We start from the raw sequence: 20,456 nt of genomic DNA, 5'->3' as shown, positions 1-20,456 counted from the left end.
TGCGCGAAGCACGCGCGCGCCACGTTCCGCTTGATCGCCCCGCCATCGCGGCGGGCGCCACGTTCAAGCCATTCCCGCCCGGAATGACTGATGTTCCCGCCACCCCGGTTCTGCGGCGGCGACGCGCTCCCTAGCATGCCGGCCGTTCTCCTTGATTTGGAATTCGCCATGTCCAGCCATCCCGCACCCTCACCGCACCTGTCCAGGGCAACGCTCTTCGCCATGGCCCTGGCGTCGGGCCTCGCGGTAGCCAACATCTATTACAACCAGCCCATGCTGGGCGTCATGGGCAACAGCCTGGGCGACCCGCGCGTCGGCGGCTGGATCCCCACCCTGACCCAGTTGGGCTATGCGGTCGGCCTGCTGTTCCTGCTGCCGCTCGGCGACATGCTGGAGCGCCGCCGCCTGATCGTCGTGCAGTTCCTGGTGCTGGCCGCGGCCCTGATGGTGGCGGCGCTGGCCCCGGGCCTGGCCGCGCTGGCCGTCGCCTCGGTGCTGGTGGGCGCGGCGTCCACGGTCGCCCAGCAGATCGTGCCGTTCGCCGCGATCCTCGCCGCGCCGGAGAAGCGCGGCGCGGCCATCGGCAGCGTCATGAGCGGCCTGCTCACCGGCATCCTGCTCAGCCGCACCCTGGCGGGCGTGGTGTCCAGCCTGGGCGGATGGCGCACCATGTTCTGGCTGGCCGTGCCGATTGCTCTGATGGGCGCGATCCTGATGGGGCGTTCGCTGCCGGCCCACCACCCGCGCCAGCCCCTGCGCTACGGCCAGCTGCTGGCCTCCCTGGGCAAGCTGTGGGCAGGCGAGCCGGTGCTGCGCCGCGCGGCGGTGACGCAGGCACTGCTGTTCGCCTCGTTCTCGGCCTTCTGGACCACGCTCGCCCTGCGCCTGGCCCAGCCGCCGCTCAACCTCGGCGCCGCCGCCGCGGGCCTGTTCGGCATCGTGGGCGCAGTGGGCGTGGCGATGGCGCCGGTCGCCGGCCGCGTCGCCGATCGCAGGGGGCCGGCGCCGGTCATCGCGCTGGGCGCGGTCGCGACCCTCGCGGCCTGGGCGATCTTCGGCACCTGGTCGAGCCTGTGGGGGCTGGTCGCCGGCGTGGTGGTGCTGGACTTCGGCGTGCAGATCGCCCTGGTCTCCCACCAGCACGTCATCTATGGCCTGCACCCGGAGTACAAGAGCCGCCTCAACGCCCTGTTCATGACGGTGATGTTCGTGGGCGGCGCGCTGGGCTCGCTGCTCTCCTCGGCGGCCTGGCACCACTACGGCTGGGCGGGCGTCTCGATTCTCGGCGGCGTGCTGCCGGTAGGCGCGCTCGCGGTGAGCCTGCTGCGCGGTCGCAGCGGCCGCCTGGCCCACACGGTGCAGTGAGGAGGGCCGAGCCATGAGTCTTCGCATTGGTATGGTAGGGGGTTCGGTGGGCGGCCTGTTCGCGGCCGTCCTCCTGGCACGGCAGGGGCACCGGGTCACCGTGATGGAACGCGCCCGCCATGGTCTGGCCCGGCGGGGCGCCGGCCTGGTGGTGCAGGAGCCGGTAACGCGCATCCTCCGCCAGGTGGGGCTGCCCCGCCTGGCGGAGAAGGGTGTGTGGGCCGCCGAGCGCATCATGCTGGACGCGCACGGCGCGGTGACCTCGCGCGAGGCCAGCCCGCAGATGCAGATGTCCTGGGACCTGCTCTACGACGGCTTCCGCAAGCTGCTGCCCGAGCACCTCTACCTCACCGGCGCCACGGTCGGCGAAGCCGTGCCGTCCCCCGACGGCGTGCAGGTCGTGCTGGAAGACGGCCGCGCGTTCGGGTTCGACCTGCTGATCGGCGCCGACGGCCAGGGCTCCATGGTCCGCGGCCTCGTGGCCGGCAACGGGGCGGAGGAGCGCATCCGCCCCGACTATGTCGGCTACGCGGCATGGCGCGGTCTGGTGCCCGAGGCGGCCATGCCGCCGGACGCCGCGGGCGAGCTCTTTGGGCGCATGGCTTTTCACAATGGCCGCGGGATGCACGCCCTGGGTTACCTGATACCCGGCGCCGAGGGTGAGACCGCCGTAGGCGAGCGACGCTACAACTGGGTGTGGTATCGCCCGTTGTCGCCCGAGGCGTTGCAGGACCTGCTGGCCCATGCAGGGCGCGCCGGCGCGCTGTCGCTCGGCCCCGGCGAGCTGCCCGCGGACATCCGCGCCTCGTTGCAGGCCGATGCCCGCGCGCAGCTCCCGCCCCAGTTCGCGGCCGCCGTGGCGGCACAGGCGCAGCCGTTCGTGCAGCCGATCTACGAGTACGAAACCCCGCGCATGGTGCGCCAGCGGATCGCGCTGCTCGGCGATGCCGCCTTCATCGCGCGGCCGCACACGGCGATGGGCGTGGCCAAGGCCGCCGGCGATGCGATGGCGCTGGCCGCCGCGCTGGACGGCCGCCCCGTGGACGAGGCGCTGGCCGCCTACGAACGCGCCCGCCTGCCGCAGGGCCGGGCCATGGTCGACTACGGGCGCCGTCTTGGCCGCTCGCTGTCGATGTCGCCGTGAGCGACCGCGTCCGGCGCGAGCAACTGCTCCACGTAGTCCGCGAAGGCCCTGGCCTTCGCGGAGGGCAGATGCCCGGACGGGTAGACCGCCCAGGCATCCACCGGCGGCTGGGACCAGTCGCCCAGCACCTCCACCACCTCGCCCCGAGCCAGCTCCTCGGCGAACACCCAGGTCGAGATCGAGGCCATGCCGAGGCCGGCCAATACCGCTTCGCGCAGGCCCTCGGCGGCGCTGACGGTGAGGCGGCCGTCGAGAGGCACCTGCACGCTCTCCTCGCCGCGCCGGAGCTTGAGGCTGCGAGGCGTCCGGGACTGCGTGTAGATCACGAAGGCATGCCGCGCGAGGTCCGCCGGCTCGCGCGGCACGCCGTGGCGTTCGATGTAGCGGGCGGAGGCCAGCACGACCCGCCGCGAGCGGGCCAGGCGGCGCGCCGTCATCGAGGAATCGTCCAGGGAGCCGACGCGCAGCGCCATGTCCACGCCTTCCCGGAGCAGGTCGACGTGCCGGTCGTCGAGCACGATGTCCAGCGCCAGCCCGGGATGCGCGGCGAGAAACGGCCCGAGCCGGGGGATGATCTGCATCCGCGTGAAGGTCACCGGGGAGCTCACCCGCAGCACACCCGCCAGGGCCGCGCCCTCCCCGCGCGCGGCCAGCTCGGCTTCGTCCACGTGCAGCAGCGCCTGGCGCGCGTGCTCGTAGTAGAGGCGCGCCGGCCCGGTGGGGTTGAGGCCCCGCGTGGTGCGCACGAAGAGGCGCGTGCCAAGGTGCCGCTCCAGCTGCGCGACCGATTTCGACACCGCCGGCTGCCCCAGCCCCAAGCGCTTGGCCGCGGCGGAAAAGGACCCCGCCTCCATCACCGCGACCAGAATCTGCAGCGTCGACAAGCGGTCCATCGGAACTCCGAACTCCATACACAACGCAAGACAAGGACTCGCCCGGAAGGCGCATGCGGGCAAGGCGCGCCGTGACGCACGGCGCCGAGCCGAATTACCCATCTTACGCAATGCGCGATGCCTCGAACGGGGGATTCTCCGCGCAGGCGCCGCCCCGTCTACTCACGCCATGTCGATCCTCGTAGTCAGGACGCCTTCCCCCCCGTAGTGCGCGGCTCAGGAGACGCCTATGAACAGACGGCAGAAGATCCTGGCGGGCATCGGCGCGGCCGGCTTCATCGGGATCGGCCTGTTTCTCGCGCTGGCCATCAAGCCGGCCATCGCTCCGGTGGCGCGGCCCGACGTCGCACTGTCGCCGGCGCTGGTCGCCCAGGGTGAGCGCATCGTCGCCCTGGGCGACTGCGTGGTGTGCCACACGGCGCCGGGCGGCCGCGCCTATGCGGGCGGCCTGCCGCTTAAGACGCCCTTCGGCACCCTCTACACCACCAACATCACGCCCGACCGCGGAACGGGCATCGGCGAGTGGTCCTTCGAGGCTTTCCGTCGCGCGATGCGCCAAGGCGTCTCGCGCGACGGCCATCTGCTGTATCCGGCCTTTCCGTACATCCACTACACCAAGGTCACCGACGAGGACCTGCGCGCCGCCTACGCCTTCCTCATGACCCGCACGCCGGTCCATGCGCCGGCGCGCCGCAACGAGCTGCCGCTGCCGTTGCGCTTTCGCCCGTCGCTCGCGTTCTGGAACCTCCTGTACCTGCGGGAAGGTCCGGAGCCGGCCACCGGCGATGCTCCCGCGGAGCGCGGCAGATACCTCGTCGAGGGCCTGGGCCACTGTTCCTCGTGCCACACGCCGCTGGGCGTCATCGGCGGCGAGAAGCACCGCGAATCCATGCAGGGCGGCGTGGTGGACGATTGGTCGGCGCCGGCCCTGGACCAGCTGGCGGCCGCACCGCAGCCCTGGACCGCCGGGCAGATCGTCGACTACCTGCGCACCGGCCTCGCCAGCGAACACGGCGCCGCCGCCGGGCCCATGCGCCCCGTGACCGAGAACCTGGGCCGCGTGCCACGCGAGGACGTGCAGGCCATCGCGGCATACCTGCTCACGCTGCAAAAACCGCTGCGTACCGTCGAGCCCCCCGCGCCGCCGGGCGACCAGGACCAGCGCATCGACCGCGGCAGGCAGGTCTTCGCCGGCGCCTGCGCGGAATGCCACGGCGAGGGCTCGCCGATGCGCGGCGCCATGGGCCGCCCGGCCCTGGCGATGAGCTCGGCCGTCTTCGGCCCCTCGCCGCGCAACGCGGTCATGACGATCCGCGAGGGGCTGGCGTGGCCGTCGCAGCCCGGGAGCACGACCTACATGCCGCCGTTCGCCGATGTCCTGAACGACCGGCAGATCGCCGACGTCGTCGCCTACCTGCGCTCCACCGCGCCGCACGCCGCGCCCTGGTCCGGCCTGGACGAACAGGTGGCCCACCTCCGGGAGAACCGCCCATGATCGAACTCCACGTCAACGGCGAGGCGCACCGCCTGGACGTCGCGCCCGAAACGCCGCTGCTCTACGTGCTCCGCGACGACCTCAAGCTCAACGGCGCGAAGTTCGGCTGCGGCATGGGCCAGTGCGGCGCCTGCACCGTCCTGGTCGACGGGCGGCCGGTGTTCTCGTGCCTGTTCCCGGTGTCCTCGGTCGGCGCCCGCCCGGTGCGCACGGTCGAGAGCCTGGGAACGGTCGAGCGGCCCGGCCCCCTGCAAAAAGCGTTCATCGATCACCAGGCCGTGCAGTGCGGCTACTGCATCGCCGGCATGATCATGCGCGCGCAGGCCCTGCTGGAGACCGTCGCGCACCCGAGCGAGCAGCAGATCCGCGAGCACATGAGCCCGAACCTGTGCCGCTGCGGCACGCACATGCGCATCCTGGCCGCCATCCGCGAGGTGGCGGCGCAAGGACGGCTGCCGGGCGCCGGCCCGCAGAAGGTCTCCGCATGAAACGCAGCGACGCACCGATCGACCAGGGCCGGCGCGCCTTCCTCGCCGGCAGCGGCCTAATGGTCAGCTTCGCGCTGCTCGGCTCGTGGCGTGCCTTCGCGGGGCAGGAGAACACGCTGGGCGCCACCATCCTGGCCCCCGACCTCCCCGGCGACCTGAAGATCGAGCCCGTGCTCGACGCCTGGATCAAGATCGACGCGCGGGGCGTCACCGTTTGCAGCGGCAAGGTGGAGCTGGGCACCGGCGTGCGCACGGCCCTGTGGCAGGTGGCCGCCGACCAGCTGGCGATGCCGCTCGAACGGTTCACCTTCGTCACCGCCGACACGGCGCTGACACCCGACGAAGGCTACACGGCGGGCAGCCACACCATGGCCGACGGCGGCACGGCCATCTACCACGCCGCCGCGCAGGTGCGCCAGATGCTGCTCGACGCCGCCGCGGCCAAGCTGGGCGTGCCGGCCCGGGAACTCGCGCTCCACGACGGCGTGATCGTCGCGGCCGACGGGCGCCAGCTCACCTACGAGCAGGCCGCCGAGGGCGTGGACCTGCACCAGCGGGCCAAGCCGGTCTCGCCCGACAGCGACCCGTCGACCTTCCGCTACATCGGCCACGCCATCCCCCGCGTGGACATTCCCGCCAAGGTCACCGGCGGCGCCGCCTACGTGCAGGACATGCGCCTGGAAGGCATGCTCCACGCCCGCGTGGTGCGCCCGCCCGATGCCTCCGCACAACTGGAGAGCGTGGACACCCGCGCGGTCGAGGCCATGCCGGGCGTGGTGAAGGTGGTGCGCGACGGCAACTACCTCGCCGTGCTCGCCGAGCGCGAATGGCAGGCCGTCCAGGCCATGCGCGCGCTGCGCGAGGCGGCCCGCTGGCGGAGCACCCGCCGCTACCCCGGCAACGACACCATCCATGCGGCGCTCAAGGCATTGCCGCAGCGCATCTACGTCACCACCCGCGAGGGCAACGGGCCGGTGCGGCAGAGCCAGCACGCGGCGCCCGATGCAGCGCCCGCCGCGCCCTCGCCCGCCACGCTGAGCGTGGGGTTCGGCAAGCAGTACGTCATCCACGGCTCCATCGGCCCCTCCTGCGCGGTCGCCGTATACCGCGACGGCATGCTCACCGTGTGGACGCATACGCAGGGCGTGTTCCCGCTACGCGCCGGACTGGCCGAGTGGCTCGGCCTGCCCAAGGACAAGCTGCGCTGCATCCACGTCGAGGGCGCGGGCTGCTACGGCCACAACGGCGCAGACGACGCGGCGGCGGACGCGGCCCTGCTGGCCTTCCGCACGCCCGGCCGCCCGGTAAGAGTGCAATGGATGCGCGACCAGGAGGCCGCCTGGGAGCCGCTCGGCCCCGCCATGCTCACCGAGCTCGAAGCGTTCGCGGACGAGGCCGGGCAGTTGCAGGCATGGCGGCATGCGCTATGGAGCACGCCTCATAACGAGCGCATCGTCAACGCCGGGCGGCTGATCCCCGCCCGCCTGCTGGCCAGGCCGGTGGCCTCGGCGCCCTCCGCGCCCATTCCGCAGCCGGAGGGCGATGCCGACCGCAACGCGGTCCCGCTCTATCGCATTCCTTCGGTGCGGGTGGACATGCACTTCGTCACCGAGATGCCGTTCCGCACCTCGGCGATGCGCTCGCTCGGCGGGCATATCAACGTGGTGACGATCGAGAGCGCCATGGACGAGCTGGCCGAGCGGTTCGGCCAGGACCCGGTGGCGTACCGGCTGCGCCACCTGGACGACGCCCGCGCGCGTGAAGTGATCCAGCGCGCGGCCGACCGTTTCGGCTGGAACGGCGGCCAGGCCCTGCCCGACGGGCACGGCGTGGGGTTCGCCTTTTCCCAGTACAAGAACCTGATGGGTTACTGCGCCATCGCCCTGGAGGTGAAGCTCGACAAGCAGGCGCGCTCGGTCCAGATCGTGCGCGCGGTGGCGGCCGTGGACTGCGGCCAGATCGTCAACCCCGACGGCCTCAGGAACCAGATCGAGGGCGGCATCGTGCAGTCCTCCAGTTGGACGCTCTATGAGCAGGTGCTGATCGGCGAAGGCGGCGTGCGCAGCGTGGACTGGTCCAGCTATCCGATCCTGCGTTTCCCCCAGGCGCCCGTCGCCATCGACGTGCAGATGATCGACCGCCCCGGGCATGCCTTCCTGGGCGCCGCGGAGATCGCCCAGGGGCCGACCGCCGCCGCCCTGGTCAACGCGATCAAGCGCATCACCGGGCACAGGCCACTCCACCTGCCCCTCGCGCGGCAGGATTCGCCATTGTTCGCGTGATCGGGGCCGCCCGCAGAACGGGCCGGCGGCATGCTTGAACAGGTGGCTCTGGCGAGGGGCGTCATCGCCGCGCCCAAGGCACGGCGAAGCCGCCTGCGTGATTGCCCCGGCGCCTCGGCTTCCTGCGCGGACGCGAACGAGCCGAGGGTCGCGCAAGTATCGCCCGTCCGACGCCTCACTTCGCAGGCCCGCATGCCGTACCCCGGCACGAGCGCCCGCCGCACCGGTAACCCGTTTGGGTAATGACGCGCCGGCCCCGGTCGCGCCAAGATGGCCGGTGCAGCGACCGTTTCGGGCAAGGTCCGCGCCATCCGGCCGGCGGATCGGCGACGCCCTTGCATAGGCCGTAGCGTTGCCGGCCACCCTGTCGCCCATTCCATCCTCAATCACCTCACTGCATGCCTGCCGATACCCCGACTCCGCCCAACGCCCCCCAAGCGCCTGCGCCGCAGGCCGAACCCGGCAAGCGGCAACGCTTGTGGATCGCCGTCCGCGTCGCGGTGCTGGTCCTGGCCCTGGCGCTGCTGTGGCTGTTCGCCAACCGCTGGAACGCCTGGGTCGGGCTGGCCGCGCACCAGAGCACGGACGATGCCTACCTGGAGAGCGACGTCACGCCGCTGTCGGCGCACGTGCCCGGCTACGTGCGCCGCGTGCTGGTCGACGACTTCCAGCGCGTGCATCGCGGCCAGCTGCTGGTGGAGCTGGAAGACGGCGACTACGGCGCCCAGGCGGCGCAGGCGCAGGCCGCGCTGGACCAGAACCGCGCCACGCTGGAGGTGCTGGCGCGGCAGGTGGACCAGCAGCAGGCGAACATCGCCGCCTCGCGCGCCGGGGTCAGCGCCGCCACGGCCAGCGCCGACCTGAGCCAGCGCGAGGCGCAGCGCCAGCGCGACCTGTTCCAGGGCGGCTACTACGCCTCGCGCCAGGCGGTGGACCAGGCCGAGAGCGGCAGCCGCCAGGCCGGCGCCCTGCGCAGCCAGCAGGCGGCCGGGCTGCTGGCCACGCAGCGCCAGCTGGACACGCTGCGCGCGCAACAGGGCGCCGCCGCCGCCGCGGTCGAGCAGCAGCAGGCGGCGCTGGCGCTGGCCCGCATCAACCTCGGCTACACCCGCATCGTGGCGCCCGAGAACGGCATGGTCGGCCTGCGCCAGGTACGCGCGGGCCAGTACGTGGCGGCCGGCACCCAGCTCCTGTCCCTGGTCGCGCTGCCGCGGGCGTGGGTGGTGGCCAACTACAAGGAGACCCAGATGACCCGGGTGCGCGCCGGGCAGCCCGCGGAGGTGCACGTGGACGCCTTCCCCGACCTGGTGCTGCACGGGCACGTCGAGAGCTGGTCGCCCGCCTCCGGCTCGCGCTTCGCCCTGCTGCCGCCGGACAACGCCACCGGCAACTTCACCAAGGTGGTGCAGCGCTTCGGCGTGAAGATCCTGCTCGACCCGGCCTCCCCCGCGCAACAGGCGCTGCTGCGCCCGGGCATGTCGGTGGTCGCCACCATCGACACCCGCGCGGGTCGCTGAAGCCATGCCCGCGCTCGGGCCCCTCGCGCGGCGCCTGCACATCCCGGAGGCATGGCAGGTCAGCTCGCCGCGCCCCTGGGTCGGCCTGCTGGCGGTGATGCTGGCGGCGCTGGCCTCCACCCTCACCAACCGGCTGACCGGCTTCGGGCTGGCCGACATCGGCGGCGTGCTGGGCGCCAGCGTGGACGAGCGGGCCTGGATCACCACCGCCTTCAGCTGCGCGCAGATGCTGGTGGGACCACTGGCCGCGTGGGCGGGCTTCGTGCTGGGCGCGCGCCGCGTGCTGCTGGCCGGCACCGTGGTGTTCGGGCTGTCCGAACTGCTGCTGCCGTGGTCGCCCAACCTGCCGGTGTTTCTCGCGCTGCAATGCGCGGCGGGGCTCGGCTCGGGCACCTTCATCCCGCTGACCATCGGCTTCGTGCTGCGCAGCCTGCCCAAGCCGCTGTGGGCCTTCGGCATCGCCGCCTATGCGATGAACTTGGAGCTGTCGCTCAACATCGCCGCCACGCTGGAAGGCTGGTACATCGACCACGCCGGCTGGGCCTGGATCTTCTGGCAGAACGCCCTGCTCGCGATCGCCATCCTGGCCTGCGTCGTGTTCGGTGTGCCGAAGGAGCCGATCAAGTACGCCGAGCACGGGCACGGCGACTACTGGGGCATGGCCTTTGCGGGCCTGGGCTTCACCCTGATCTACGCGGCGCTGGACCAGGGCAACCGCCTGGACTGGCTCAACTCCGGCCTGATCGTGGGGCTCTTCGTCGCCGGCGGCGGGCTGCTGCTGGCCTTCGCGGTGCACGAGTACACCTGCCAGCGACCGGACATCGAGTTCGGCTTCCTGCTCCAGCGCAACGTGATGGAGCTGCTGGGCATCCTGGTGATCGCGCGCCTGCTGGTGCTGGGCAGCAACTTCCTGGTGCCGCAGTTCCTGATCGCGGTGACCGGCTTCCGGCCGCAGCAGATCGGCTCGGTGCTGCTGTGGATCGCCCTGCCGCAGGTGATCATCGGCCCCTGCGTGGGCCTGCTGCTCAAGCGCTGGGACGCGCGCTACCTGCTCGGCGCGGGCATGGTGCTGATCCTCTTCGCCAACCTGGCGGCGGCACGGGTGGATGCGACCTGGACCGAGCCCGACTTCATCGCGCCGCTGCTGGTGCAGGCGGTGGGCCAGACCATGCTGCTGACCTCGCTGGTGTACTTCCTGGTGCAGCACCTGCGGCCGATGCAGGTGCTGACCTTCGGCGCCATCGTGCAGACCGTGCGCCTGTTCGGCGGCGAGGTCGCCTCGGCCATCCTGCAGACCTACACGCGCAAGGCCAGCCAGTTGCACTCCAACTTGATCGGCCAGCACGTCGCCAGCGGCGACGGCACCACCGCCGCGCGGCTGGCCGGCTACACCCGCGAGCTGCTGGAAGGCCACGGCCTGGTCGGCCCCGCCAACGGCGCGCGCAGCCTCGCCCTCCTCGACGGCGCGGTCGAGCGCCAGGCGCAGACGCTGGCCTATGCCGACGGCTTCCTGCTCACCGCCGGCGCCGCGGCCGTCGCCCTCGTCATCATCGCCATGCTGCGCCCGGCGCCGAGCGGTTAGCGCACTACATCCACCTCCCATGCGGATCGCTCCGAGGACCATCCGATAAGAAAATACGCATGGGGCAATTGAGAGAGACCGGCAAACTTTTTTTTCCATACCGCATTGTGTATGTTTACTCAGAAGTGTGGAGGTGGCGGTTAATGCCTTCGACTTCGATGAGAAGTCTAGGGAGCGCCTCATGCCCGGCAGGGTTGGCGCTGTCGTTATTTGTTCTGCTTTTTGCTTTAACTTTCAAGGAGATATTCAATGTTGCAGCAGTTGCTTGAAATCTTTTTTGGCACCAGCTTTTATGCGAAGCCGGCAGATGCCTGCCCAACCTGTCAAAACTGATTGATAAAAAAAGCCCATCCTCTGGATGGGCTTTTTTGGATGTCCTGATCAAGCCGCGTCCTGATTCCCCACGAGTCGCATCCGATGATACGGCGCGGGTAGAGGCTGCAACCTCCTGATGAGACGGAGGAAGTGTCATGGCAGCGAAGAACCAGGTCCAATTTCAGCCCGGCATGAGCCTGATGAGTTCTTGACCGCTACGGCAGCGAAGAGCAGCAGCTTCCCGGTGCCTGCGGCGAAGTACACCGTGCCGTCCGCGGCCGTGGCGATGCTGAAGACCGTGCCGCGCTGCGCCTCGGCCACGGCCACCGGCACGCGCTTGAGCACGCCGTGCGACAGCCGCGCGATGCCGCCGCGCACGAAGCCGATCCACAGGTCGCCGTCGGGCGAGGCGTGCAGGGACTGGATAGGCGGCAGCGGCAGCTCGCCCTGCGGCTCCACCTGCTCGAAGGCGGCGCCATCGAAGCGGTAGAGGCCGGTCTCGGTGCCGAGCCAGAGGTAGTGGTCCTTGGTCTGCGCCAGCGCGTTGACCTGCCCCGGCGCGCCTTCCTTCACCGTCCAGGCCGTGTGGTAGTACTGGCCGATGCTCAAGGCTTGCGCGGTATCCGTTTCCGCCCAGGCATGCGCCACGGACACGCCGAGTGTGGCGCTCCAAAACAGCGCCGTCGCGATGGTGCGGATGAAGCTCATGCCCGGCTTGTTTCCACTTCGAAAAACCATGCCCCTTGCTACCGGCCGCCACCAACCCTGGATATACCCCAAAAGGGTGACGCATAACGCCTCTGTCCAGGGGAATCACGCCGCCGGCGGCAACGCGTACCGTGTAGCGGTGCGCAACATACTGCCAACCTATCCCGCCGGTGTCGCCGGCTGCGGCCTGCTCTTGCTGCGAGCCGCGGTGGCGGCGGGCGTGCTTGCCGGCCTGCTGGAACGGCCGCCGGCCAGCCCGCTCGCCTGGCTGGCCGCATCGCTCGCCATGGCCTGCTGCATGCTGGGCGTGCTGACCCGGCTCGGCTGCCTGCTGGCCGGCGCGCTCGTGCTGCGGCTCGCGCTGCTTCCCGCCGGCATCGACGGACGGCTGCATGCCGCCGTGCTGCTGGGCGCGGCCGCCTCGCTGTGGCTGCTGGGCCCGGGCGCCTACGCCCTCGATGCCAGGCTGTTCGGGCGCAAGGTGCTGCGCATCCGCACGAGACCCTGAAGCTGTCCGCGCGCGGCCGCTTACCCGAATGGGGGTGTCGCACGGCGCGCTAACAGGGAATTCCGCCGGCGCCGGGCGCCCGCCACCATGTCCGGCATGCTGGCCATGGACCCTGCGTCCTTCGCGATGGCCTCCGGCGACAGATGGAACGCACGTGGACGACGATTATCCGCTCGGAGTCGCTCTGGACTCGCCCGCAAGCCTGCACCACGCGGCACCGCAGCCGGCCTCCGCCGCGCCGCCGGCCCGGCCCCGCGGCGCGATGCGGGGGGACGGCCCTCCGCAGCCGCGCACCCATGCCACCGAATGGTTCGGCCTGGATGCCTGCCCCACCCTGGTGGTCCCCGTCGGCGGCGGCTCCTCCATCCACATCGCGCGGCTGCGCTCGGAGGAGCGAGGGACGCGGGTGGACGTGGCGATGCCCTCCCACGTGCCGCTGATGATGAGCCTGGCGCTCGCCGCGATGTCGCCCTGCGAGGTGCGCGTGGGCGCGCACCCGGTCGAGCTGCCGGCCATCCGCCCCGGCCACTCGCTGCTCTACGGGCTGGGCTCGCCGATGCGGTTCGCGCTGGCGGGACCCTTCGACCTGCTCCACTTCGTGATCCCCGCGCCGGCGCTGTTCGCCTTCGTGGCGAAGGGCGCCGCCCAGGCGCCGCAAGGCATCCGCCTAGAACGGGAGCCGGTCTGCGACGACCCGGTGCTCAAGGGCCTGGGCCAGTCCCTGCTCCCCACCCTCGCCGCGACGGAGGCGGTCGAGCCGCTCTACGTCCACCACCTCGTCTGTGCACTGCTCGCGCACATCGGCCATCGCTACCTCGGCATGCCGCTGCCGGCGCCGCCCGCGCGCCGCGCCGCCGCACCCGGACTGGTGCCCTGGCAGGTGCAGCGGGCCAAGGAGCTGATGGCCGCCAGCCTGGACGACAGCCTGGACCTGGAGGCCATTGCCGCCGCATGCCGGCTCTCCACCGGACGCTTCGTGCGCGGCTTCCGCCAGTGCACGGGCATGCCGCCCTACCGCTGGCTGCGCTGGTACCGCGTCGAGCGGGCCAAGGAACTGCTGGCGGATACCGCGATGCCCCTGGCGGACGTGGCCTACGCCTGCGGCTTCGCCGACCAGAGCCATTTCACCCGCGTGTTCTCGGCCTGGGCCGGGATCACACCGGGCGGCTGGCGACGCCAGCATGCCGCGCCTGCGCCATAGGCCGCGCATGTCCGTCGCCGCCCAGCCGGCCCAGCTCGCCGACGAGCTCCTGCGCAACCTTCGCCCGCACCGGCCGGCCACCTGGTCGGCCCGCTCGCTCGGCCTCGACGGCGATGCCTTCGACCGCCTCGCCGCGCGCCTGCTGGAACTCGACGCGCGCGGCGAGATCGCGATCTCGGCCACGGTCAGGGATGCCGCCGCCGCGCACCGCCTGAACTCGGTCAGCTTCACTAGGCTGGCGTAGCGGAGGCTCCGTCCATCACGAGTCGCGATGCGCGACGTTCCAAAACAACCGGCGCGGGCAGACCGGCATCGATCGCAAAACGCTGGCACGGACAAGCGCCGCGCCCATGGGCACGGCGCTTCTTATCCGGCACGAGCGGTAGCGTCGTGGGCGAACCATGGCGGCGCAGACAACGCGCCGCCTGTCGTTGCGACAGGCGGCGCGTATCTAAGAGCCTGTTCAAAGTCTTGCCGTTGACGCGGCTTGGCTCCTCCCCCTGCTGGCAGCTGCTGGCAGGGGGAGGCTGGGAGGGGGTGAACTCTGGCCTCGAGGCAAGGGTTTACCCCTCCCCAACCCTCCCCTGCACGGGAGGGTGCAGGTGGGAGAGACTTTGAACAGGCTCTAAGGCGCGACTCGCCTAGGCCCGTCGCCGGCCTGCGCATGTCAGAGAGCGAGCACCGCAGACCGCGTGCGCCGGGTGGCGATGACGCCCATCACGATGAAGAGGACCAGGACGCACAGCTGCGCGACGGCGAAAGGCGGCTCCTTCTGCGTCGGCGCCAGGGCATGCAGGGCGGGAATCTTCCCGAAGGCCTGGGCGACCGCCACGAACACCAGCAGGTACTCGCTCGCCACCAGGCCGGCCGCATAGACGGCGAAACCGAGGCGCGTGCCGCCCGCGCCCCTGGCGGCGGCCAGCACCGCGCCCAGGATGGCCAGGGCGATGATGCCCACGATGATCGCCGGCGTCACGCCGTGGAACGGGAAGAAGAAACCGGTCACGCTGGTGGCGACCGCCGTGATCCAGAAGCCACGCACCCACGTGCGCGACGCCGAGCCGCCGAGCAGGCCGGCGACGACCACGCCCCCGGACAGCAGGGCCAGGAAGCTGAGCAGGGTATGGATGGCCGTAATCAGGCCGGGTTCGGTAGTCATGGAACACTCCTTTGCAAGTGGCAGGCCCGCCGGCGGGGTGCCGGCGAGCCTGTTATCGACGAACCGCCAAGCCCGACGAGCCTGGCGGTGGGCCGGGCGACGGTTACGCCTTGGCGAAGGCCAGCAGGTCCGCGTTGAGCTGGTCCTGGTGGGTGGTGGCCAGGCCGTGCGGCGCGCCGGGGTAGATCTTCAGCGTGCCGTGCTTGAGCAGCTTCACGCCCGCCTTCGCCGAGGCGTCGATCGGCACGATCTGGTCCGCGTCGCCGTGGATCAGCAGCACCGGCACGTCGATCTTCTTCAGGTCGTCCGAGTAATCCACCTCGGAGAACTGCTTGATGCAGTCGTACTGGCCCTTCAGCCCGCCCTGCATGCCCTGCAGCCAGAACGCCTCGCGCACGCCCTGCGAATCCTTCGCGCCCGGGAGGTTGTAGCCGTAGAACGGCGTGGTCAGGTCCTTGTAGAACTGCGAGCGGTCCTCCCACACACCCTTGCGGATGCCGTCGAACACGCTGAGCGGCAGGCCGCCCGGGTTGGCCTCGGTCTTGACCATCAGCGGCGGCACCGCGCCCACCAGCACCGCTTTCGCCACCCGCTTGGTGCCATGGCGGCCCATGTAGTGCGCGATCTCGCCGCCGCCGGTGGAGTGGCCGACCAGGATGATGTCCTTGAGGTCCAGCTGCTCGATCAGCGCGGCCAGGTCGTCCGCGTAGGTGTCCATGTCGTTGCCGGCGAAGGTCTGCGTCGAGCGGCCGTGGCTGCGCCGGTCATGGGCGATGGCGCGGTAGCCGTGCTCGGCCATGAACATCAGCTGCGGGTCCCACGCATCGGCCGTCAGCGGCCAGCCGTGCGAGAACACCACCGGCTGGCCCTTGCCCCAGTCCTTGTAGAAGATTTCGGTGCCGTCTTGGGTCTTGATGCTGCTCATGGGATGAACTCCTGGTGGGGGAAAGAGGCGCCGCCGGCAACGGGTGCCCTGGCGGCCTCCGAAAGCCACGGCGGGGTGGAGGCGGTTGTCGCGACAACCATTCCGGCAAGAACCCGCCGCCGCGCGCGATCGACGGCGTCGGAAGCATCGAGGGTAGTCATGCGCGTGTCTCCCGGCGGACGGTGTGAGGGCCATCGCGGACGGCGGGCCAGCCGGGCCCGTCGCCAGAGAGCCGACGCGAATCGCAGGTACAAAGCTACCGTTGCGCGCCGGCGTCCGGTATTACTCGAAAGGGGGAATCTGCGCGCCTCCTTAGGGGCCACCCCGCTCCTGCGGCATTCCCCGCATCGCCGGTACCCGTGCAGGCCGATCCGCCCCGGTGCTAGAGTCCGGACCGTCTCCAATGGGAAAGGGGCGGGCCATGAACAAGAGGAATGCCGCGGTACTGGCTGGGTTGTTTTCTTTCGGCATGGTGGGCTTCGCTGTCGCCGCCGGCCAGGCCGCGACGGGCCTGGGACAGGCCTGGCCGAATGCCGCCGATGTATCCGCCAGCCCGCGCTGGCACGTGTACGTCTTCGTGCGCGAAGGCATCCGCTACATCCAGGTCAACGACCTGGGCGGCAAGGTCCGCGGCGCCTTCGCCACCGCTAACAGGCAGTTCCTGGTGCTGCCGGTCGGCGCCGACTCGGCGCTGGTCCGTACGCCGGGCGACGGCGCCGCCGCGCCGGCCGCGCGGGGCGAGGTCGTGTACCAGGACGACAGCATCCAGGTCACGGCCACGCCGCAGCCCATGGGCAAGGTCGTGCTGGAGGCGTCGGACATCGACACCTGCGACCCGATCAAGTGCAACACCCACCTCCAGTCGGTGCCGTCCGCGCCTAGTGATCGTGGAAAATCAGACTGACCCGCCCGCCGTGCGGTAGCCGGCGCTCGCGCACGCGGCCTTCGAACAGCTCCACCTGGTCGTGCACGGACTGCACGCCGGCGTTCATCGCCGCCAGCCGCGGCAGCAGGGTGTTCCACATCACGCGCTCGCTGCGCGCGGGGTCTTCGATCGCGTCCACGCGCAGCACCGCCCAGCGCCGCCCGCCGAAGTAGCCGCCGCGCAGTTCCACCCGCACGTCGGTGGCCTGGTGTCGCTGGCAGGCGGTGTAGACCAGTTCGATCACCACGCGATAGAGCACCAGGTGCAGGCTCGAAGACAGCTGGCTGAGCCCGCGCCCGGAGATGAGGCAGAGATAGCGCACGCCCGATTCATCCAGCGTGCGCGCCATCGCGCCCTCCCGCAGGGAGGCCGGCAGGCCCCGCTCGCCCCAGCTCACCGGATACAGGTTGTCGGCCACCCGGTACAACTGCTCCTGCACTACCGTGCCCTGCCGGAGGTAGAAGCGCTGGTCGAAGTTCGGCAGCATCTGCCTGACCCGCTCCAGCAGCGTGAAATGGTTGACGCGGATCGCGCTGCGGATCTGCTCCAGGCTTTCCGAGGCCCGCTTCGCCCGCAGCTCGCTGAAGAATAGGGCTCGCCTGGCGAGAGCGAGGGTCTGGCGCGTATCCTCGCGCCCGCGCTCGTCGCGCAGATTAAGCGCCGTGATGCGGCCGCCCAGCAGCAGCATGGTGGAGATGGCGAAGCAGATGAACACCTCCGCCTCCAGGCTGTTCGCATCCGGGTCCGCCGGAATCGTGAGCACCACGCCGAGGGAGGCCGCGGCGCCGCCGACCGCCACCGCCTGCCAGCCGTGCCGCAGCACCAGCACCGCCACCGGCAGGAACATGGCCATGCGCGCGGCCTGGCGGATGTCTTCCCCCGCCGCCCCACGGCCGATCCAGGTCAAAAAGACCAGCGCCGGCAGCATCCAGCTGACGCATTCGAGCACGAAGCGGCTGTCGAGCATGGCCCCTAGCCAAGCCCGCGCCGGCAGGCGGCCCATCGCTCCCCTCAGCAGCAGCGCCAGTGGCACCACGGTCAATACGCCGAGATCGTTGCCGAGCATCCAGCGGGCGATGACGTCACCGTAATCCAGCACATAGCCGGGTGGCAGCTGGGTCACTAACAGAGTGGCAACGTTTGCAGCCGTCCAGATAGCAGAAGCGAACAGGGCGCAAAGCAGGAGCCCACCCGTGCGTATGCCGTGGAGTGAGGGAAACAGGCGCCAGCGGTTCTGGCAGAGGCGCACCACGGGCATCGCCAGCGCGACGGGTGGAATGACGATGAGAACGGACCAAGCCCAGCCGAACTCGTCGAGGCAGCGCAAGCTCAAGCAGGCAAGCGGAATCATTTCGCCGACGGCCATGGCCGGCCAATAGCGCCGCGGCATTAGCAGCAGCGCACTCAAGTGGAAGCCCGAGAAGAGCACCCAGTAGGGAAACGAGACTTCACGCAACCCCGCGTAGCAAAGCGCGTAGGCAAGCGCGACACCCAGATGTTTCATCCATGGCTTCACCAGCTCACTCCGTGGCATAGCGGGCTGTCCTCTCCTGCCGACTGGCGACTGCACGCGCGCCGCCCGGGGCCAGGCGGCGCTCACCTGCCCGGCGCGATACTGTGCTTCGTGAATTACTGATGAAGTTCACGAACTTACATGTCCGCCAACCATCGCTCCGGAGCATAACAACAAAGCCGGCGGCCTGTTTTGTCGGCTTGTCGCAAAATTGCCACGGATGCGTCATCGCCCCTGCACGCAGCGCCGGGGCGGTGGAAGGTCCCGTGGCGCGGCCCTCCGCCGCCCACGAAGGCCGGCGGGCAACACTCGCCTGCGGTGCCAGCCCGGCGCCTCATGACAGAACCGTTGCGCCTTCCCTGCGCGGTGCCCGCCGACGCCATTCGCGCCGGCTCCCGAAAAGCTTGGCCTCCCGCCTACCCTCGCCGCGACGGCAAGGCGGCCCCTATTCCGCCGTGACCGGATCGATCAGGCCGCGGATCGGCGCCACCCGGTCGGCCGGGAAGCCGCCGCGCTGGGCGTGCTCGCGCACGGCGGCCTCGTCGGGGGCGATGTAGACGCAATAGACCTTGTCGTCCGTGATGTAGCTCTGCACCCACTGGATGCGCGGCCCCATCGCCTGCAGCACGCCGCAGGAGGTCTGCGAGATGCCCTTGAGCTGCTCGGCCGTGAGCTGGCCGGCGCCGGGGATGGAGCGTTCGATCATGAACTTAGGCATGGCTGTGCCCTCGCTGGGAAAGCGACGTGACGACAGTCCGGACCGTCTCCTGCGCACTGCCTGTACGCTGCCCGCCACGGCCGCCGGCCTACGGCCTGCGCGCCACGACCGCCGCTCCCGCACGGAACCCGCCACGTGCCGACGCTACTCGCCTGCCCGGGCCCGCGAAAGCTGCGACGCAGCGTGGGCCAGTCGCCCGGGCCGTCAACCGGCCACGGCCAGCGCGGCGAGCCGGTCGAGTTCTTCGGCGTCGAAGCCGGCTTCGAGCCGCGCCGGCCGGTTGAACGGGCCACGCAGGTTGCGGCCCATGTAGTCGCGCAGAAGATCGAGGAAGGTTTCGCGCGGATCGAGCCCGTCGCGCTCGCAGCACCAGCGGAACCAGCGCGTACCGGCGGCCACGTGGGCCACTTCCTCGCGCAGGATCACCTCGAGGATCGCCACCGTTTGCTCGTCGCCCGCCGCGCGCAGGCGCGCGATCATGCCCGGCGTCACGTCCAGCCCGCGCGCCTCCAGCACGCGCGGCACCAGCGCCATGCGGGCGGTGTCGGAATGGGCGGTGTTCTCAGCCATCTCCCACAGGCCGTTGTGGGCGTCGAAATCGCCGTAGGCATGGCCAAGCTCGCCCAGCCGCGCCGCCAGCAGTGCGAAGTGGCGCGCCTCGTCGTCGGCGCAGCGGGCCCAGTCGAGGTAATAGTCCGCCGGCATGCCGCGGAAGCGGTACACGGCATCCCAGGCGAGGTCGATGGCGTTGAACTCGATGTGCGCCACCGCGTGCACCAGCGCGGCGCGGCCCTCGGCGCGGCCCAGGCCGCGCTGCGGGAGCTTCTTCGGCGAGACCAGGCGCGGGCGTTCGGGGCGGCCCGGCGCGCCGATCGACGCGGGCGGCGGCGAGGCCGGATCGGGACAGAGCTCGCCGGCCTGGAAGCCCTGCCAGGTCTCGGCGGTCAGGCGCAGCTTCTCGGCCGGGTCGTTGGCGTCGAGGCAGCGCCTGGCGGCTTGGTGCAAATCGGTCATGAGGCGAAGTGTAACTTCACCGCTCCGTACGACGCGCGCGTCGCGCTCGGCTCGGGAATGGCCTTGCCCTGCAATGCCCCCCACGAGGCACTACACACAAAAGCCATTCTGGGCCGAGGCGTCCTGCGCGCTGTGCTCGCTTCGTCATGACCGGCCCGGCGAATCAGAGTTCCGGCCAAGCCGTCATGCCGGCGAAGGCCGGCATCCAGTAGCTCGGCCCAGGATGAGCGGCAAAGCCATTGACCGCCGCCTGCGACAAGCGACGAAGCTGAAGCGACGAAAGCTTCCGTTGAACGCGCGCTTCGTTGAGCGCCTAAAGGAGAACGCCCATGGACAACTTGCAGGCGATCGAGCTCAAGGCTTTCGTCCCGGCGCGCGACTACGCGCTATCGCGCCGGTTCTATACCGACATCGGTTTCGAAGAGAAATCGGAATATGCAGGCGTGGCGTACTTCGCGCTCGACGACTGCAGTTTCCTCCTGCAGGACTTCTACCGGCCCGAGCATGCTCGCAATTTCGTCATGCACTTGTTGGTGGCCGACGTCGACGCCTGGTATCGCAGGCTGCGCGTGGCGGGCATCGCGGAGCACTACGCGGTGCGCCTGGATACCCCTATCGACCAGCCGTGGGGCATGCGCGACTTCTGCCTGCTCGACCCGTCCGGCGTGCTCTGGCGAATTGCCCAGAACATCCGCTGACCGCAC

The 20,456-nt window shown here is 70.6% G+C and carries 21 protein-coding genes; 12 read left to right on the top strand and 9 right to left on the bottom strand.

Annotated elements, in window-relative coordinates; translation table 11 throughout:
• Positions 1–168 precede the first annotated feature (168 nt).
• Positions 169–1,365, top strand: a complete 1,197-nt coding sequence (locus tag ACH65_RS04635) for an MFS transporter (protein WP_049621418.1) — start codon at positions 169–171, stop codon at positions 1,363–1,365.
• A 13-nt stretch (positions 1,366–1,378) separates the two neighbouring features.
• Complete coding sequence (locus tag ACH65_RS04630; RefSeq protein WP_049621417.1) at positions 1,379–2,509, top strand: FAD binding domain-containing protein; 1,131 nt, start codon at positions 1,379–1,381, stop codon at positions 2,507–2,509.
• On the opposite strand, the gene ACH65_RS04625 is transcribed toward ACH65_RS04630, so the two are convergent.
• Complete coding sequence (locus ACH65_RS04625; protein WP_049621416.1) at positions 2,467–3,402, bottom strand: LysR family transcriptional regulator; 936 nt, start codon at positions 3,400–3,402, stop codon at positions 2,467–2,469. The two genes, ACH65_RS04630 and ACH65_RS04625, sit on opposite strands and share 43 nt — an antisense overlap.
• A gap of 229 nt (positions 3,403–3,631) precedes the next feature.
• Here ACH65_RS04625 and ACH65_RS04620 point away from each other — a divergent pair, with 229 nt between their 5' ends.
• The 5 genes from ACH65_RS04620 to ACH65_RS04600 all read left to right on the top strand — a co-directional run bounded on the left by ACH65_RS04620 (position 3,632) and on the right by ACH65_RS04600 (position 10,766).
• Positions 3,632–4,897 (top strand): c-type cytochrome, encoded by a 1,266-nt coding sequence (locus ACH65_RS04620; RefSeq protein WP_049621415.1) that lies wholly within the window; start codon positions 3,632–3,634, stop codon positions 4,895–4,897.
• Entirely contained in the window at positions 4,894–5,385 is a 492-nt protein-coding gene (locus ACH65_RS04615) for a (2Fe-2S)-binding protein (RefSeq protein ID WP_049621414.1), read from the top strand. Before ACH65_RS04620 ends, ACH65_RS04615 begins: the two co-directional genes overlap by 4 nt.
• Positions 5,382–7,667 carry a xanthine dehydrogenase family protein molybdopterin-binding subunit gene (locus ACH65_RS04610; protein ID WP_049621413.1) on the top strand — a complete coding sequence of 762 codons (2,286 nt, stop codon included), beginning with the start codon at positions 5,382–5,384 and terminating at the stop codon, positions 7,665–7,667. Before ACH65_RS04615 ends, ACH65_RS04610 begins: the two co-directional genes overlap by 4 nt.
• Positions 7,668–8,143: 476 nt before the next feature.
• Entirely contained in the window at positions 8,144–9,184 is a 1,041-nt protein-coding gene (locus tag ACH65_RS04605) for an HlyD family secretion protein (RefSeq protein WP_202594144.1), read from the top strand.
• 4 nt (positions 9,185–9,188) lie between these two features.
• The gene (locus ACH65_RS04600; RefSeq protein WP_049621412.1) at positions 9,189–10,766 is read left to right on the top strand and encodes an MFS transporter; all 1,578 of its coding nucleotides are present in this window, start codon (positions 9,189–9,191) and stop codon (positions 10,764–10,766) included.
• Positions 10,767–10,881: 115 nt separating this feature from the next.
• Here ACH65_RS04600 and ACH65_RS19665 read toward each other — a convergent pair whose 3' ends face one another.
• Positions 10,882–11,151: a hypothetical protein gene (locus ACH65_RS19665; protein WP_161805588.1), complete on the bottom strand. Its 270-nt coding sequence runs from the start codon at positions 11,149–11,151 to the stop codon at positions 10,882–10,884.
• 83 nt (positions 11,152–11,234) lie between these two features.
• On the bottom strand, positions 11,235–11,789 hold the full coding sequence (locus ACH65_RS04595; RefSeq protein WP_049621411.1) for a two-component regulator propeller domain-containing protein: 555 nt from the start codon (positions 11,787–11,789) through the stop codon (positions 11,235–11,237).
• A 139-nt stretch (positions 11,790–11,928) separates the two neighbouring features.
• Here ACH65_RS04595 and ACH65_RS04590 point away from each other — a divergent pair, with 139 nt between their 5' ends.
• From ACH65_RS04590 to ACH65_RS04580, 3 genes are all read left to right on the top strand, one after another.
• On the top strand, positions 11,929–12,297 hold the full coding sequence (locus tag ACH65_RS04590) for a hypothetical protein (RefSeq protein WP_049621410.1): 369 nt from the start codon (positions 11,929–11,931) through the stop codon (positions 12,295–12,297).
• A 154-nt stretch (positions 12,298–12,451) separates the two neighbouring features.
• Positions 12,452–13,498 carry a helix-turn-helix domain-containing protein gene (locus ACH65_RS04585; RefSeq protein ID WP_049621409.1) on the top strand — a complete coding sequence of 349 codons (1,047 nt, stop codon included), beginning with the start codon at positions 12,452–12,454 and terminating at the stop codon, positions 13,496–13,498.
• A gap of 7 nt (positions 13,499–13,505) precedes the next feature.
• Positions 13,506–13,742 (top strand): hypothetical protein, encoded by a 237-nt coding sequence (locus tag ACH65_RS04580; RefSeq protein ID WP_153242480.1) that lies wholly within the window; start codon positions 13,506–13,508, stop codon positions 13,740–13,742.
• A 423-nt stretch (positions 13,743–14,165) separates the two neighbouring features.
• On the opposite strand, the gene ACH65_RS04575 is transcribed toward ACH65_RS04580, so the two are convergent.
• The 3 genes from ACH65_RS04575 to ACH65_RS19660 all read right to left on the bottom strand — a co-directional run bounded on the left by ACH65_RS04575 (position 14,166) and on the right by ACH65_RS19660 (position 15,743).
• Positions 14,166–14,657 (bottom strand): hypothetical protein, encoded by a 492-nt coding sequence (locus ACH65_RS04575; protein ID WP_053096152.1) that lies wholly within the window; start codon positions 14,655–14,657, stop codon positions 14,166–14,168.
• Between the two features lie 103 nt (positions 14,658–14,760).
• Complete coding sequence (locus ACH65_RS04570) at positions 14,761–15,582, bottom strand: alpha/beta fold hydrolase (protein ID WP_049621406.1); 822 nt, start codon at positions 15,580–15,582, stop codon at positions 14,761–14,763.
• Positions 15,579–15,743, bottom strand: a complete 165-nt coding sequence (locus ACH65_RS19660; RefSeq protein WP_153242479.1) for a hypothetical protein — start codon at positions 15,741–15,743, stop codon at positions 15,579–15,581. Before ACH65_RS19660 ends, ACH65_RS04570 begins: the two co-directional genes overlap by 4 nt.
• Positions 15,744–16,003: 260 nt before the next feature.
• Between ACH65_RS19660 and ACH65_RS04565 the strand changes: the two genes are divergently transcribed.
• Positions 16,004–16,486: a hypothetical protein gene (locus ACH65_RS04565; protein WP_237561442.1), complete on the top strand. Its 483-nt coding sequence runs from the start codon at positions 16,004–16,006 to the stop codon at positions 16,484–16,486.
• On the opposite strand, the gene ACH65_RS04560 is transcribed toward ACH65_RS04565, so the two are convergent.
• From ACH65_RS04560 to ACH65_RS04545, 3 genes are all read right to left on the bottom strand, one after another.
• A complete protein-coding gene (locus ACH65_RS04560) occupies positions 16,461–18,011 on the bottom strand; it encodes an MASE1 domain-containing protein (RefSeq protein WP_161805587.1) in 1,551 nt (516 codons plus the stop codon). The genes ACH65_RS04565 and ACH65_RS04560 overlap by 26 nt on opposite strands.
• 454 nt (positions 18,012–18,465) lie before the next feature.
• Positions 18,466–18,738, bottom strand: a complete 273-nt coding sequence (locus ACH65_RS04550) for a DUF4242 domain-containing protein (RefSeq protein ID WP_049621402.1) — start codon at positions 18,736–18,738, stop codon at positions 18,466–18,468.
• A 204-nt stretch (positions 18,739–18,942) separates the two neighbouring features.
• A complete protein-coding gene (locus ACH65_RS04545) occupies positions 18,943–19,752 on the bottom strand; it encodes a ferritin-like domain-containing protein (RefSeq protein ID WP_049621401.1) in 810 nt (269 codons plus the stop codon).
• 329 nt (positions 19,753–20,081) lie between these two features.
• Here ACH65_RS04545 and ACH65_RS04540 point away from each other — a divergent pair, with 329 nt between their 5' ends.
• Positions 20,082–20,450: a VOC family protein gene (locus ACH65_RS04540; RefSeq protein WP_049621400.1), complete on the top strand. Its 369-nt coding sequence runs from the start codon at positions 20,082–20,084 to the stop codon at positions 20,448–20,450.
• Positions 20,451–20,456: the final 6 nt, after the last annotated feature.

Source organism: Frateuria defendens (assembly GCF_001182895.1).
GTDB classification, from domain to species: Bacteria; Pseudomonadota; Gammaproteobacteria; order Xanthomonadales; family Rhodanobacteraceae; genus Frateuria_B; species Frateuria_B defendens.
Note: the sequence above shows the minus strand (reverse complement) of the source record. Positions and strands in the feature narration are given on the sequence as shown.

Excerpts from the sequence above, each read along its gene's own strand:
- ACH65_RS04635 (WP_049621418.1), top strand. The coding sequence starts at position 169 with ATGTCCAGCCATCCCGCACCCTCACCGCACCTGTCCAGGGCAACGCTC.
- ACH65_RS04630 (WP_049621417.1), top strand. The coding sequence starts at position 1,379 with ATGAGTCTTCGCATTGGTATGGTAGGGGGTTCGGTGGGCGGCCTGTTC.
- ACH65_RS04625 (WP_049621416.1), bottom strand. The coding sequence starts at position 3,402 with ATGGACCGCTTGTCGACGCTGCAGATTCTGGTCGCGGTGATGGAGGCG.
- ACH65_RS04620 (WP_049621415.1), top strand. The coding sequence starts at position 3,632 with ATGAACAGACGGCAGAAGATCCTGGCGGGCATCGGCGCGGCCGGCTTC.
- ACH65_RS04615 (WP_049621414.1), top strand. The coding sequence starts at position 4,894 with ATGATCGAACTCCACGTCAACGGCGAGGCGCACCGCCTGGACGTCGCG.
- ACH65_RS04610 (WP_049621413.1), top strand. The coding sequence starts at position 5,382 with ATGAAACGCAGCGACGCACCGATCGACCAGGGCCGGCGCGCCTTCCTC.
- ACH65_RS04600 (WP_049621412.1), top strand. The coding sequence starts at position 9,189 with ATGCCCGCGCTCGGGCCCCTCGCGCGGCGCCTGCACATCCCGGAGGCA.
- ACH65_RS04595 (WP_049621411.1), bottom strand. The coding sequence starts at position 11,789 with ATGAGCTTCATCCGCACCATCGCGACGGCGCTGTTTTGGAGCGCCACA.
- ACH65_RS04580 (WP_153242480.1), top strand. The coding sequence starts at position 13,506 with ATGTCCGTCGCCGCCCAGCCGGCCCAGCTCGCCGACGAGCTCCTGCGC.
- ACH65_RS04575 (WP_053096152.1), bottom strand. The coding sequence starts at position 14,657 with ATGACTACCGAACCCGGCCTGATTACGGCCATCCATACCCTGCTCAGC.
- ACH65_RS04570 (WP_049621406.1), bottom strand. The coding sequence starts at position 15,582 with ATGAGCAGCATCAAGACCCAAGACGGCACCGAAATCTTCTACAAGGAC.
- ACH65_RS19660 (WP_153242479.1), bottom strand. The coding sequence starts at position 15,743 with ATGACTACCCTCGATGCTTCCGACGCCGTCGATCGCGCGCGGCGGCGG.
- ACH65_RS04565 (WP_237561442.1), top strand. The coding sequence starts at position 16,004 with ATGAACAAGAGGAATGCCGCGGTACTGGCTGGGTTGTTTTCTTTCGGC.
- ACH65_RS04560 (WP_161805587.1), bottom strand. The coding sequence starts at position 18,011 with ATGAAACATCTGGGTGTCGCGCTTGCCTACGCGCTTTGCTACGCGGGG.
- ACH65_RS04550 (WP_049621402.1), bottom strand. The coding sequence starts at position 18,738 with ATGCCTAAGTTCATGATCGAACGCTCCATCCCCGGCGCCGGCCAGCTC.
- ACH65_RS04545 (WP_049621401.1), bottom strand. The coding sequence starts at position 19,752 with ATGACCGATTTGCACCAAGCCGCCAGGCGCTGCCTCGACGCCAACGAC.
- ACH65_RS04540 (WP_049621400.1), top strand. The coding sequence starts at position 20,082 with ATGGACAACTTGCAGGCGATCGAGCTCAAGGCTTTCGTCCCGGCGCGC.